This window comes from Streptomyces sp. NPDC049597, assembly GCF_040675505.1.
Lineage (GTDB): Bacteria > Actinomycetota > Actinomycetes > Streptomycetales > Streptomycetaceae > Streptomyces.
Map to the genome: position 1 here is coordinate 236,000 of NZ_JBFAOY010000008.1, position 12,579 is coordinate 248,578.

A 12,579-nucleotide genomic window follows, 5' to 3' on the forward strand; every position below is an offset into this window, starting at 1 on the left:
TACGAAGGAGTCCTCGATGTCCCTTTTCGACATCCCGTTGCGCACCCTGACGGGCGAGCCGACGTCGCTCGCCGACCACCGCGGCAAGGCCGTGCTCGTGGTGAACGTGGCGTCCCGCTGCGGCCTGACACCGCAGTACGAGGGCCTGGAGCGGCTGCAGAAGACCTACGGCGACCGGGGTTTCACGGTGCTCGGCGTGCCGTGCAACCAGTTCGCGGGCCAGGAGCCGGGCAGCGCGGAGGAGATCGGCGCGTTCTGTTCGGCGACGTACGGGGTGACGTTCCCGCTGCTGGAGAAGACCGACGTGAACGGCGAGGACCGGCACCCGCTGTACGCGGAGCTCACGAAGACCGCGGACGCGGCCGGCGAAGCGGGTGACGTCCAGTGGAACTTCGAGAAGTTCCTGATCTCCCCGCGGGGCGAGGTCACCCGCTTCCGTCCGCGCACCGAGCCGGAGTCGGCCGAGGTGGTGGCGGCGATCGAGGGGCTACTGTCTGCCTGACGCCCCGAGAGCGGCGTCGCGATACACGTGTCCTGTGGGGGGATCCGATGGGAAAGAGAAGCGGGGACGCCGCATGGCCGGCGGCCGTGGGGTTCGTGGGCGGCTTCCTCGGACTGGCGCTCGGCGTATGGGCGTCCTACGAGGCCTTCAGCGGCGGCACACTGCCGCTGATCGGTTACGACGTCCCGTACGAGTCGCTGGTCCTGGGCATCGTCATGGCCCTGGTCGTGACTCCGGCGCTGTTCAAGATCGGCTTCATCGTTCTGCTCCTGCCGTCGCTCCTGATCGAGAAGCTGACACGGAGCAGGTGACACGCGGAAGGTGACGCGGCCCTGCCGCGGGCCCCTGGGAACCGGCGAACCGGCTGCCAGGGACCCTCGCGGCACCGGTCGGCGTCAGCGGATCGGCATGCCCGACAGGGTGCGGGCGATGACCAGGCGCTGGATCTCGCTGGTGCCCTCGAAGATGGTGTAGATCGCGGCGTCGCGGTGCATGCGCTCCACCGGGTACTCGCGGGTGAACCCGTTGCCGCCGAGGATCTGGATGGCCTGGGCGGTGACCTTCTTGGCCGTCTCGCTGGCGAACAGCTTGGACATGGACCCCTCGGCCGAGGTGAACGGCTTGCCCGTGGTCGCCATCCAGGAGGCCCGCCACACCAGCAGGCGGGCGGCGTCGATCTGCGTGCGCATGTCGGCGAGCTGGAAGGCGACGCCCTGGTTGTCGATGATCGGGCGTCCGAACTGCTCGCGTGTCGTGGCGTATTCGAGCGCTTCCTCGTACGCGGCACGGGCGGTGCCCACCGCCATGGCGCCGACGGCGGGGCGCGACGCCTCGAAGGTGGCCATGGCCGCGTTCTTGACCCTCCCCCCGCCTCCGGCCTCGCCGCTGGACCTGGCCCTCTCACGCGCCTTGGCGAGGCGCTCGTCCAGCTTCTCCTTGCCGCCGAGGAGGCAGTGGCCGGGGACGCGGACGTTCTCCAGGACGACTTCGGCGGTGTGCGAGGCGCGGATGCCGTGCTTCTTGAACTTCTGGCCCTGCGAGAGGCCGGGGGTGTTCGGCGGCACGATGAAGGACGCGTGGCCCTTGGAGCCGAGTTCGGGGTCGACGACGGCGACGACGACGTGGACGCCCGCGATGCCTCCGTTCGTCGCCCAGGTCTTGGTGCCGTTGAGGACCCACTCGTCCTTGGCCTCGTCGTAGACGGCGCGGGTGCGCATGGAGGCGACGTCGCTGCCGGCGTCGGGCTCGGAGGAGCAGAAGGCGGCGACCTTGACGTCGTCGGCGTCGCCGTACATCTGCGGGATCCAGGTGCCGATCTGCTCCTCGGTGCCGTTGGCGATGACGCCCACGGCGGCGAGGCCGGTGCCGACGATCGACAGCGCGATGCCCGCGTCGCCCCAGAACAGCTCCTCCATCGTCATCGGGATGCCGAGGCCGGTGGGGTCGAAGAACTGCTGGGCGTAGAAGTCCAGGGAGTAGATGCCGAGTTTGGCCGCCTCCTGGATGACGGGCCACGGGGTCTCCTCACGCTCGTCCCACTCTGCCGCGGCCGGGCGCATCACGTCCTTGGCGAAGCCGTGGAGCCAGTCACGGACCTGCTTCTGGTCCTCGTTGAGATCGAGTGTGAACTCGGCCATGTCCCCTCCAGCACTACGGCGCCCGGCAGGGCGTTACTTGCGGTAACCGAAGTCTGTTACCGGGCAGTAGCACCTGTCAACCGAGGCCACCGGATCACCGGCCGCCCACAGCGGGTGTTACCTTGCGCGTCACGCATTCGCCAGGGCGGGGAGAGACAGGGCATGGAGAGCGCACACCAGCAGCGGTCGGCGGACCAGCGGCGACGGGAGCTGCTCGAAGCAGCGGACCGGGTGGTTCTCCGCGACGGGCCGCAGGCCTCGATGAACGCGATCGCCGCCGAGGCGGGCATCACCAAGCCGATTCTCTACCGTCACTTCGGCGACAAGGGCGGGCTCTACCGGGCCCTGGCGAAGCGCCACACCGACGCGCTGCTGCGGGCCCTGCAGGTGGCGGTGGACGCGGACGTCGACCGCCGCGAGCGGGTGGCGGGAACGCTGGACACCTACCTCGCGGCCATCGAGGCACGGCCGCAGGTCTACCGCTTCCTGATGCACCCGGCGGAGGACAACCAGCCCTTGGAACAGGGCTTCGACGTCGGCCGCCACTCGGCCCCGCTGCTGCGCCGCCTCGGCGAGGAGCTGGGCAAGGTGATCGCCGACCGCGTCGACCTGGGCCCCGGCGGCGACCTGCTGGCGAGGGTCTGGGGCCACGGCATCGTCGGCATGATGCACGCGGCGGGCGACTGGTGGCTGGGCGAACGCCCGTGTTCGCGCGCGCAGTTGGTGGAGAGCCTGACGGACCTTCTGTGCGGCCGCCTCTTCGACGCGTCTGACCGCGTGGGCGGCCCGGGCTTCTGACGGCGACGCCGCGCTCCACACCCGGGGCCTTGCCCCGCCCCGTCGGGGCTCCGCCCCGAGCCGGGCGCCTCAATCGCCGGCGGGGCTGAATATCCCCCGCCGACCCCCCTGTCGGGGCCCCGCCCCGAACCCCGCGCCTCAATCGCCGGCGAGGCTGGAGTTCCCGCCCCGCCCGCCGTGCGACACCGGGCACGGGGCGACGCCCTGTTGACGGCGCGGGCGGAGCCCACCACGCAGAGCCTGGCTCGAGCCGAGGCAAGGACGAACACGCACGGCGGCCTGGGGATGGAGCCCAACGCCGCCCTCGGCCAGGGCAGTGCACCCCACACGTAGCGCGTCACTGGCCCCGGCCGAAGCCCCGTTGACCGCCCACGCCCACGCCTTCGGCCGTGGGGCGGGCCACAGGCCGGTCACAGGGTCTGGCGCGACGTCCCGTCGACCGCGCACGCCGCCCGGGGCGCGGCACCGGGGCCCGGGCGAACCCCGTTGGCCGCCCACGCACCCGGGCGCGGGCCGGCATCCTGCGCCAGCCCGGGCCGGGCACAAAGTCTGGGGCGACGCCCCGTTGACCGCGCGCGCCAGGCCGCCTGGCCCCGGGCCGGGCACTGGGGTCCGGGGCGGAGCACCGGTTACGGGAAGGGCCGGTGGGGCTCAGCGCGCCGAAGGCGTGACACGCCCTCCGGCGTCGACCACGGCGCCTTGCGGGCCGCCCGCGCCAGGCGCCCGCGGCGCCACGGCGTCAGCCGGTCCGCGTACACCAGGCCGTCCACGTGATCGCACTCGTGCTGCAGGCAGCGCGCGAAGAACCCCGTCCCCTCCACGCGGACCGGCTCGCCGTCCAGCGTCACGCCCTCCACGACCGCCCGGTCGAAGCGCTCCGTCCCCGCCTCCAGGCCCGGGAGGGACAGGCAGCCCTCCGGACCGCGGACCGCGAGGCCGTCGGCCTCGACCAGGCGCGGGTTGACGACGTGTCCGAGGTGGCGGACGTCCTCGTCGTCGGGGCAGTCGTAGACGAACACCCGCAGAGGGACGCCCACCTGGTTGGCCGCGAGACCGACACCCTGTGCCGCGTACATCGTCGCGAACATGTCCTCGACGAGCCGCGCCAGATCCGCGCCGAAGTCGGTGACGGGCTCACAGGGGGCGTGCAGCACCGGGTCGCCGAGCAGGCTCATGGGCCTGACCAGTCCGGAACTGCCGGGGATGGGCCGGTTTCGCATGGCGACCAGCCTACGTTCCGCGCAGGTCACCCCGTGACCTCCACGTATTCCGACGGTGCCGCGGTAGGGGCTGTCCGGAAGAGGTCGATAGGCTGACTCCCGACCGATGCTAGGAGGATCAAGGACGATGTCAGGCAACTCGGAGCTGACGCCGCGAGCCAAGCTGGCCGTTACGGCGGGCAAGGCCGCGGCGGCGGTGTCGCGCGCCGCCGGGCGCGGCAGCGGATCGGTGATCGGCGGCCGGGTGGCGCTCAAGCTGGACCCCGACCTGCTGGGACGGCTCGCGCAGCACCTGGACGTCGTCCTCGTGTCGGCGACCAACGGAAAGACCACGACCACACGCCTGATCGCGGAGGCCCTGCGCGCCAGCGGCCCCGTCGTCTCGAACGCGCTCGGCGCCAACATGCCCGCGGGCATCACCTCCGCGCTGGCCGGCGGCTCCGACGCCAAGTTCGGTGTGATCGAGGTCGACGAGAAGTACCTCGCCGGTGTGGCCAGGGACGTGACGCCCAAGGCCATCGCGCTGCTCAACCTCTCCCGCGACCAGCTGGACCGCGCGGCCGAGACCCGGATGCTGGCCGAGAAGTGGCGTGAGGGCCTCACCGGCGCGAAGGCCACTGTGATCGCGAACGCCGACGACCCGCTGGTCGTGTGGGCCGCGTCCTCCTCCCCCAACGTCGTGTGGGTGGCCGCCGGCCAGGAGTGGAAGGACGACGCCTGGTCCTGCCCGTCCTGCGGCGGTGTGATGCAGCGCCCGGGCGACGACTGGTTCTGCGGCGAGTGCGGCTTCCGCCGCCCCGCGCCGAGCTGGGTGCTCAGCGGCGACCACGTGCTCGACCCGCACGGCTCGGCCTGGCCGATCCACCTGCAGCTGCCGGGCCGCGCCAACAAGGCGAACGCCGCCACCTCGGCCGCCGTCGCCGCCTGCTTCGGCGTTCCGCCGCAGGTCGCGCTGGAGCGCATGTACCAGGTCCAGGCCGTCGCCGGCCGGTACGACGTCGTCTCCTTCCTCGGCCGTGACGTGCGGCTGCTGCTCGCCAAGAACCCGGCCGGCTGGCTGGAGACGTTCTCGCTGATCGACCCGCCGCCGACGCCGGTGATCCTGTCGGTCAACGCCCGCGGCGCGGACGGCACCGACACCTCGTGGCTGTGGGACGTCGACTACACCCGCCTCGCCGGGCACCCGATCTTCGTGATCGGCGACCGCAAGCTCGACCTCGCGGTCCGGCTGGAGGTCGCGGGCCTGGACTTCCGGGTGTGCGAGACGGTCGACGAGGCCGTACAGGCGGCCCCGCCCGGCCGGATCGAGCTGATCGCCAACTACACCGCCTTCCAGGACGTGCGCCGCCGCGTCGGCAACTGAGCGACTGACGAGCGGACGGACGAAAAGGACTTATGGGAATGAGTGACAGCAGTCTGCGTCTGGTGTGGGTCTACCCGGATCTGCTCAGCACCTACGGCGACCAGGGCAACGCGCTCGTCGTCGAGCGCCGCGCCCGCCAGCGCGGCCTCGACGTGATGCGCATCGACGTGCGCAGCGACCAGCCCGTGCCGACCTCCGGCGACATCTATCTGATCGGCGGCGGTGAGGACCGCCCGCAGCGGCTCGCGGCAGAGCGGCTGCGCCGCGACGGCGGCCTGAGCCGTGCGGCCTCCAACGGCGCGATCATCTTCTCGGTCTGCGCCGGCTACCAGATCCTCGGCCACGAGTTCATCAACGACCTCGGCGAGCGCGAGCCGGGTCTGGGCCTGATCGACGTGATCTCCACGCGCGGTGAGGGCGCCCGCTGCGTCGGCGACGTCCTGGCCGACATCGACCCGCGGCTCGGGCTGCCCCAGCTGACGGGCTTCGAGAACCATCAGGGCGTCACCCACCTCGGCCCGACCGCCCGCCCGTTCGCGCGCACGCTTCTCGGCCGCGGCAACGGCACCGGCGACGGCACCGAAGGTGCGTACAACGACACCGTCTTCGGCACGTACATGCACGGTCCCGTGATGGCCCGCAACCCGCAGATCGCGGACCTGCTGCTGAAGTTGGCGCTCGATGTGAACGCGCTGCCGCCGACCGACGACCGCTGGTACGAGGCCCTGCGCGCCGAGCGGATCGCGGCCGCGACGCAGCCCGCCTGACACGGTCTCCGCTCAGGCGAGCGCACATCCTGAAGGCCCCTTCGCTCAGCCGAGCGAGGGGGCCTTCGGCCCGGTCCCACCTGTCGGACGCCCGTTTCTGACCGGCCCCCCGACGCCGGTAGGGTGGCGGGGATCCAACCGGACGACGTGGTCCGGGAGTCGGCCCACGTTGTAAAGGTTTTCGGGCTATGCGCATTGGTGTGCTCACCTCCGGCGGCGACTGCCCCGGTCTGAACGCCGTCATCCGTTCCGTCGTGCACCGTGCCGTCGTCGACCACGACGACGAGGTCATCGGATTCCACGACGGCTGGAAGGGCCTGCTGGAGGGCGACTACCGCAAGCTCGACCTGGACGCGGTGGGCGGCATCCTGGCCCGGGGCGGCACGATCCTCGGTTCCTCCCGCGTCCAGCCCGCGCATCTGCGCGACGGTGTGGAGCGGGCCAAGGGACATGTCGCCGATCTCGGTCTCGACGCGATCATCCCGATCGGCGGTGAGGGCACGCTCAAGGCGGCCCACCTGCTGTCGGAGGCCGGCCTGCCCATCGTGGGCGTGCCGAAGACGATCGACAACGACATCGCGTCCACCGATGTGACCTTCGGCTTCGACACCGCCGTCGGCGTCGCGACGGAGGCGCTCGACCGGCTGAAGACCACGGCCGAGTCGCACCAGCGGGTGCTGATCGTGGAGGTCATGGGCCGGCACACGGGATGGATCGCGCTGCACTCGGGCATGGCGGCCGGTGCCCACGCGATCGTCGTCCCGGAGCGCCCCTTCGACATCGAGGAGCTGACCGCGCGGGTCGGCGAGCGGTTCTCGGCCGGCAAGAAGTTCGCGATCGTGGTCGTCGCCGAGGGCGCGAAGCCCCGGGAGGGCACGATGCGCTGGGACGAGGGCGGCAAGGACATCTACGGGCACGAGCGGTTCGCGGGCGTCGCCCGCCAGCTCTCCGTCGAGCTGGAGCAGCGGCTCGGCAAGGAGGCCCGTCCGGTGATCCTCGGCCATGTGCAGCGCGGCGGCACCCCGACCGCGTACGACCGTGTGCTGGCCACGCGGTTCGGCTGGCACGCGGTGGAGGCGGCGCACCGCGGCGAGTTCGGGATGCTGACGGCGCTGCGCGGCACGGACATCACGATGGTGCCGCTCGCCGAGGCGACCCGGACGCTGAAGACGGTTCCCGCGGACCGGTACGACGAGGCGGAGTGCGTGCTCTGATCCGGCCGCCCGCCGGACGTTGTGCCCCCGGTCGCGGCCGCGACCGGGGGCACATCTAGTCTGGTCCGGACAACAGGCACGAATCGGGAGCCCGGGAGCAGACAGATGGATCACAGCGGGCACGGCATGACCACGGATCTGCCGCCGTTCACGCTGGGGCGGGGCCTGGAGTTCTCACCGGACCCCTTCTTCCTGGTCGGCTGCCTGCTGGCGCTCGGTCTGTACGGATGGGGCGTCGTCCGGCTGCGGGGACGCGGGGACGCCTGGCCCGTGAGCCGTACGGTCTGGTTCGTCGTCGGCGTGCTCAGTGTCGCGCTGGTGATGTGCACCAAGCTGAACGACTACGGCATGGTCATGTTCAGCGTGCACATGGTGCAGCACATGGTCATCAGCATGCTGTCGCCGATCGTGATCCTGCTCGGCGCACCCATCACGCTCGCACTGCGGGCGCTGCCCGTCGCGGGCCGGGGCCGCAAGGGTCCCCGCGAGCTGCTCCTGATGCTGCTGCACAGCCGGTACATGCGGGTCGTCACACACCCGGCCTTCACGATCCCGCTGTTCATCGCGAGCCTGTACGGGCTGTACTTCACGCCGCTGTTCGACTTCCTGATGGAGTCGAGGCCCGGTCACATCGCGATGATGCTGCACTTCCTCGCGGTGGGCCTGGTGTTCTTCTGGCCGATCATGGGCGTGGACCCGGGCCCCCACCGGCCCGGCTATGTGATGCGGATGCTGGAGCTGTTCGCGGGCATGCCGTTCCACGCGTTCTTCGGGATCGCGCTGATGATGGCGACCGCGCCGATGGTCGGGGCGTACGAGAATCCGCCCGCGTCCCTGGGCATCGATGCTCTGGCGGACCAGAACGCGGCGGGCGGCATCGCCTGGGCGTTCAGTGAGATCCCCTCCGTGCTGGTGCTCATCGCGCTGGTCTTCCAGTGGTACCGATCCGACCAGCGACAGGCCAAGCGGCGCGACCGCGCGGCGGACCGGGACGGTGACAAGGAGCTGGAGGCGTACAACGCGTATCTCGCCTCCCTCCAGGCACGGGGCCGGTGACGCGCCGCCGGTGATGGCCCGGCCGGTTTTCGCAGGCCGCTGGCGCGGGGCCCTCCTGACGCGGGACCATGGTTTCGACGGTTCCCGCCGTCGAAGGAGGGCGCGCATGTCCGGTTCGACGAAGGTCATGGGAGTGCTGACCGTCGGGTCGCTCGTGGCCGTGACGGCCTATACGGCGGCACTCGGCAGCAACGGCTGGCTGTGGTTCGGGTGGGTGGTGCTCGGTCTGGTGACCATCGGCGTGGTCGCCTCGCGCAGCACCTGAGGCCGGGCGCCGGCCCAGGGGGTCAGAAGCGGAAGACGGGCCCGGTGGCGGCGGCCAGTTCGCAGGCGTTCGGGAAGGTCTTGTGCCAGGCGGTCGGCCGGCCGCGGAAGGCACCGGTGGCGCTCACCGTGACCGGGTCGTACTGCTTGGTGCACGGGTGCGGCTCGCCCCGCAGGTTGTCCAGATCGCCGCGGGCCTCGTCGAGAGCGGCACAGGCGCCGACGGCGTCGGGGTGCGGACCGCTCGGCTCGGGGCTGCAGTGCAGCAGCACACCGCGGATCCAGCTGTTCTGCGCGCCCGAGACGGTGAGGAACAGTCCACGGTGCAGGACCGGCTTGTCCGCCCGCTCCGGCGCCTGGGACGCCGCGGCGGGGAGGGCCGAGGGGACGGCTGCCACGACGGCGAGAAGGGCCGCTGCGGCAAGGGCTGCGGTGCGGTGCATCCGGTGCCTCCTGAGGGGGAAGCCGGCACGCGGCCGGTAGGGGTTCGGGCGAGCCATAGAGCACCGTTCCGCAGGGCCCGCCGCAACGCGCCGCGCCGGGCCGTGGTGCGGACGGGTGCACCGGATTGGCCCGGACGGCTCCTGCCGGGCCGCCCCTTCGACTGCCGCGCCCTCCCGGATCGCGACGACGGGCGGCGTCCGCTCGCCGCCGCCCCGCTTCGCCGCCTGTCGGTACGCGGGACTCGGGGAACGTGCGCGCCCAGGAGCCCGGGTGCGACGCGGCAGACCGCCTGCACTACGCCGACTTCCTCGGCCCGACGGGCGGTTCACCCGCCCGCTCACGGGGCGCCCGCGGTCGTGCCGAGCACGGCCGCGGGCGCCCACGGCGACCGGTCGTCCGTCACATGTGACGGTTGGCGTAATACTGCTCGATGAGCCGGAGGTAGCTCAGGTCCTCCTCGTGCCGGCCGCTCTCGAAGGGCGGCGAGTCCTTCACCTCGCCCTTGGTGCAGGAGAGGTGGACGACCTGGTCGACGGTGTCGATGCGCGAGACGACGCCCGCGGGGACCAGCACCCGGTGACCGAGGATCCACGGCCCGGTGTCCACGACGAGGTACGACCTGCCCACCTCCTCGGTGTGCTTGTCGACCTTGCCGATCGAGCCGTCGGTCGCCTCGACCGAGAACCCCACGAGCTCCGCTCCCGGCACGTACGCGGCGGTCTCCGGGTAGCCCCAGATGTCAGCACCCATGTCGGCCTCCTCACCTGGCCCGACGGTCCCCGTCCCACCGGCGCGGGTACCCGGGTGCGGCACGCTCACACGGCGTCGCGGACCCGGGTCCGTCAGTGCCGGTGGCCGCGCTCCTCGGCGCCGTCCGCAGGCGTCCCCTCGGCGGCGGGGCCTCCGGCCTGGACCGTGAAGGCGGCGGTGCGGACCTTGCCCTCGTGCCGGAAGTCGAGGAACAGGCGGTAGGCGCCCTGGCTGGGTGCGGTGGCGTTGAAGGAGATCTCCGGACCGGGCCGCACGGTGCCGTCGCCGGGCTCGCCGTTCGGGTGGACGTGCAGGTAGGCGAGGTCTCCCGAGCGCAGGGCCACGAGGTGCCCGTAGGCGCCGAGGTAGGGCTGCAGGTCGGTGACCGGCTCACCGTCCTTGGCGACGCCGAAGAGCAGCTCGCTGTCCGCGCCGGGGCGGAGGCCGCCGGTGAGGGTCACCTCGTAGCCGTCGACGGTGGCGGTGGCGCTCGGCGCGGGCAGCGGATCCGGGTCGGCAGAGCCGGACACGGCGAGATCGGCGCCGAGTGTGAGGCCGCGGGCGCCCTTGACGTCCGGGGTGAAGTCGGCGAAGACGCGGTAGCCGCCGGCCTCGGGGAGTCGGACCGGTACGGACCAGGTCCCGTCGGCCCCTCGCACCGGGTGCAGGTGCCGATACGTCGTCAGATCACGGGACGCGACGATCAGATGCAGCTCCTTGCCGTGCTCGCGGCGGAACGCCGTCACGTGGCGGTCCTTCTTCTCGTCCACCACGGCGAAGCGCAGTTCCGTGGTCCTGCCCGCCTCCATGCGCTGCGTCTCGAGGTCAAGCCTGAGGCCCGCCTCGGACACCTGGAGCCCGCCGGGAACGGAAGGTGTCCCTGCGCTCTCGTCCGCATGACCGTCGTGACTCGCCCGCTCCGCGTCCTGGCCCCCGTCCGTGTGACCGCCGTGCCGCGCCGGCTCCGCCTCGGCCACCACGGGGTCCATGCCCTGGCCGACGCCGTAGGCGATGCCGAAAGCGGCGGCGAGTGCCGCCGCGAAGGCGGTGATCCTGACGCCCGTGTTCATGACCCACTCCTCGATCGGGGGCCGCCTTCCGCGACCACAACAGTCAGAATACCCCTAGGGGGTATTCAGTCAAGGCTCCGGGCTTCTCGCGGACAGTGGGTCCGGAACGCTCCGCGGCCCACGCGCCTGCGGGCGCGTGGGCCGCGGAGCGGCGCTCAGGCCGTCCAGGCGGGCCGGAATCCGGCCAGAGCCTCGATCGCCTGGCTGCTGCGCGCGAACACGACGAGGCGGGTGCCGCCGACGTCGGCGTTCGCCTCGAGCACACGCCGGGCGGGCGCACTCGGCGTCACGACCGCCATCAGCACCTGCAGTCGGCTGCACATGAGGTGGGCCCGCAACACCGTGCCGATCGCGGCGGCACTCACCGCGGAGGCCGTCAGCACGATCACCACAGGGGCCGGCATGTGGGCCTTGACGAGGGACGCGATGCCGCGCGCCACAGCGACGCGGTTGCCGAGGTACACGTCGTCGTGAAGCGTGATGACCAGGACTCCGCGCTCGATCGTGTGGTGCAGCATCACGAGCCTCCGTCCGCCGGCGGTGTCACGGCTTGCGCCGTCCGCCGTGTCGAGGGTGCCCGGAACCTCCGCGACAATGCGCCCTGTGCGATTCCCTCGGCGGCGGGCGCCGGGACCTCACGACGTCACGGCCGTTTCACCGCCTGCAGGTGCGCGAAGACCACCAGGTTCTCGGTGTAGTCCTGCGCCTTCTTGTCGTACTCGCCCGCGCAGGTGATCAGCCGCACCTGCGGGTCAGGAGTGTGGTCGTACACGCGCTTGTTGGGGAAGTCCGCCTTGCTGAAGGCCTCGACGGAATCGACGACGAAGGTGGCGACCGAGCCGTCCTTGCGGCTGATGTCGACCTTGCTCCCCCGCTTCAGCTCGCTGAGCTGCATGAAGACGGCGGGGCCCGTCTTGGTGTCGACATGGCCCGCGATGATCGACGTGCCGGGCTCGCCGGGCGTCACGCCCTCCTGGTACCAGCCGACCAGGTTGCTGTTGTTCGCCGGCGGCGCCTCCAACTGGCCCGACTCCTCGAGGGACAGGCCCGTGAACGGTGCGTCGACGGCGATCTCCGCGATCTTGAGCCGTTTCGGTTCGGCAGGTGGCAGCGCCAGGCCCTTCTCCTCGGCCTTGGCGGACGGTGTCTGGACGACGGTGGGCGCGGAGACCACGGGCCGCGAAGGGGGCTTGGCGTCCGTGGACGTGCCGAAGGAGTTGAAGACCAGCAGGAAACCCAGAGCGACGGCCGCGGCAGGCCAGAGCAAGGCGCGTCCGAGGGAACGGGGGGCGGATGCGGTCTGCGACTGCACGACGGGAGGCTGCGCGGACATGCGGGTTCGTACCTTTCAGTGCCGTGACGACGTGGTGAGGGCCGGGCGGGGCGCTCGGTCAGCGGCCGCCGACCGGGCTCGGATGCGGCGACGTCGCGGCCGCCCGCGCCGGGGGGGGGGGGGCGGGGCCGGGGGGGGGGGCGGGCCCGGCCCGGGGCGGC

The 12,579-nt window shown here is 71.9% G+C and carries 15 protein-coding genes; 8 read left to right on the top strand and 7 right to left on the bottom strand.

The window, feature by feature from the left end; all coding sequences use genetic code 11:
• The first annotated feature begins 16 nt into the window (after positions 1–16).
• Together AB0K02_RS12705 and AB0K02_RS12710 are read left to right on the top strand one after the other, a co-directional pair.
• The gene (locus AB0K02_RS12705; protein WP_365992388.1) at positions 17–502 is read left to right on the top strand and encodes a glutathione peroxidase; all 486 of its coding nucleotides are present in this window, start codon (positions 17–19) and stop codon (positions 500–502) included.
• A gap of 47 nt (positions 503–549) precedes the next feature.
• Entirely contained in the window at positions 550–813 is a 264-nt protein-coding gene (locus tag AB0K02_RS12710) for a hypothetical protein (protein WP_365992389.1), read from the top strand.
• Positions 814–897: 84 nt separating this feature from the next.
• Here the strand turns inward: AB0K02_RS12710 and AB0K02_RS12715 are convergent, their stop codons facing one another.
• Positions 898–2,139 carry an acyl-CoA dehydrogenase family protein gene (locus AB0K02_RS12715; RefSeq protein ID WP_365992390.1) on the bottom strand — a complete coding sequence of 414 codons (1,242 nt, stop codon included), beginning with the start codon at positions 2,137–2,139 and terminating at the stop codon, positions 898–900.
• 162 nt (positions 2,140–2,301) lie between these two features.
• Between AB0K02_RS12715 and AB0K02_RS12720 the strand changes: the two genes are divergently transcribed.
• On the top strand, positions 2,302–2,937 hold the full coding sequence (locus tag AB0K02_RS12720; RefSeq protein WP_365992391.1) for a TetR family transcriptional regulator: 636 nt from the start codon (positions 2,302–2,304) through the stop codon (positions 2,935–2,937).
• Between the two features lie 629 nt (positions 2,938–3,566).
• Here the strand turns inward: AB0K02_RS12720 and def are convergent.
• On the bottom strand, positions 3,567–4,157 hold the full coding sequence (gene def / locus AB0K02_RS12725; protein ID WP_365992392.1) for a peptide deformylase: 591 nt from the start codon (positions 4,155–4,157) through the stop codon (positions 3,567–3,569).
• A 127-nt stretch (positions 4,158–4,284) separates the two neighbouring features.
• Between def and AB0K02_RS12730 the strand changes: the two genes are divergently transcribed.
• The 5 genes from AB0K02_RS12730 to AB0K02_RS12750 all read left to right on the top strand — a co-directional run bounded on the left by AB0K02_RS12730 (position 4,285) and on the right by AB0K02_RS12750 (position 8,822).
• Positions 4,285–5,520: a MurT ligase domain-containing protein gene (locus AB0K02_RS12730; protein WP_365992393.1), complete on the top strand. Its 1,236-nt coding sequence runs from the start codon at positions 4,285–4,287 to the stop codon at positions 5,518–5,520.
• Positions 5,521–5,558: 38 nt separating this feature from the next.
• Positions 5,559–6,287, top strand: coding sequence for a glutamine amidotransferase (locus AB0K02_RS12735; protein ID WP_365992394.1), 729 nt, complete (start codon positions 5,559–5,561; stop codon positions 6,285–6,287).
• 188 nt (positions 6,288–6,475) lie between these two features.
• Complete coding sequence (locus AB0K02_RS12740; protein ID WP_365992395.1) at positions 6,476–7,501, top strand: 6-phosphofructokinase; 1,026 nt, start codon at positions 6,476–6,478, stop codon at positions 7,499–7,501.
• 105 nt (positions 7,502–7,606) lie between these two features.
• Complete coding sequence (locus AB0K02_RS12745; RefSeq protein WP_365992396.1) at positions 7,607–8,557, top strand: cytochrome c oxidase assembly protein; 951 nt, start codon at positions 7,607–7,609, stop codon at positions 8,555–8,557.
• Positions 8,558–8,663: 106 nt separating this feature from the next.
• Positions 8,664–8,822: a hypothetical protein gene (locus AB0K02_RS12750; RefSeq protein ID WP_365992397.1), complete on the top strand. Its 159-nt coding sequence runs from the start codon at positions 8,664–8,666 to the stop codon at positions 8,820–8,822.
• 22 nt (positions 8,823–8,844) lie between these two features.
• On the opposite strand, the gene AB0K02_RS12755 is transcribed toward AB0K02_RS12750, so the two are convergent.
• From AB0K02_RS12755 to AB0K02_RS12775, 5 genes are all read right to left on the bottom strand, one after another.
• Positions 8,845–9,264 (bottom strand): SSI family serine proteinase inhibitor, encoded by a 420-nt coding sequence (locus tag AB0K02_RS12755; protein WP_365992398.1) that lies wholly within the window; start codon positions 9,262–9,264, stop codon positions 8,845–8,847.
• 400 nt (positions 9,265–9,664) lie between these two features.
• Positions 9,665–10,015 carry a PRC-barrel domain containing protein gene (locus AB0K02_RS12760; RefSeq protein WP_365992399.1) on the bottom strand — a complete coding sequence of 117 codons (351 nt, stop codon included), beginning with the start codon at positions 10,013–10,015 and terminating at the stop codon, positions 9,665–9,667.
• Between the two features lie 92 nt (positions 10,016–10,107).
• Positions 10,108–11,085: a hypothetical protein gene (locus AB0K02_RS12765; RefSeq protein ID WP_365992400.1), complete on the bottom strand. Its 978-nt coding sequence runs from the start codon at positions 11,083–11,085 to the stop codon at positions 10,108–10,110.
• 155 nt (positions 11,086–11,240) lie between these two features.
• Positions 11,241–11,603: a hypothetical protein gene (locus tag AB0K02_RS12770; RefSeq protein WP_365992401.1), complete on the bottom strand. Its 363-nt coding sequence runs from the start codon at positions 11,601–11,603 to the stop codon at positions 11,241–11,243.
• Between the two features lie 125 nt (positions 11,604–11,728).
• Positions 11,729–12,418 (bottom strand): class F sortase, encoded by a 690-nt coding sequence (locus tag AB0K02_RS12775; RefSeq protein WP_365992402.1) that lies wholly within the window; start codon positions 12,416–12,418, stop codon positions 11,729–11,731.
• Positions 12,419–12,579: the final 161 nt, after the last annotated feature.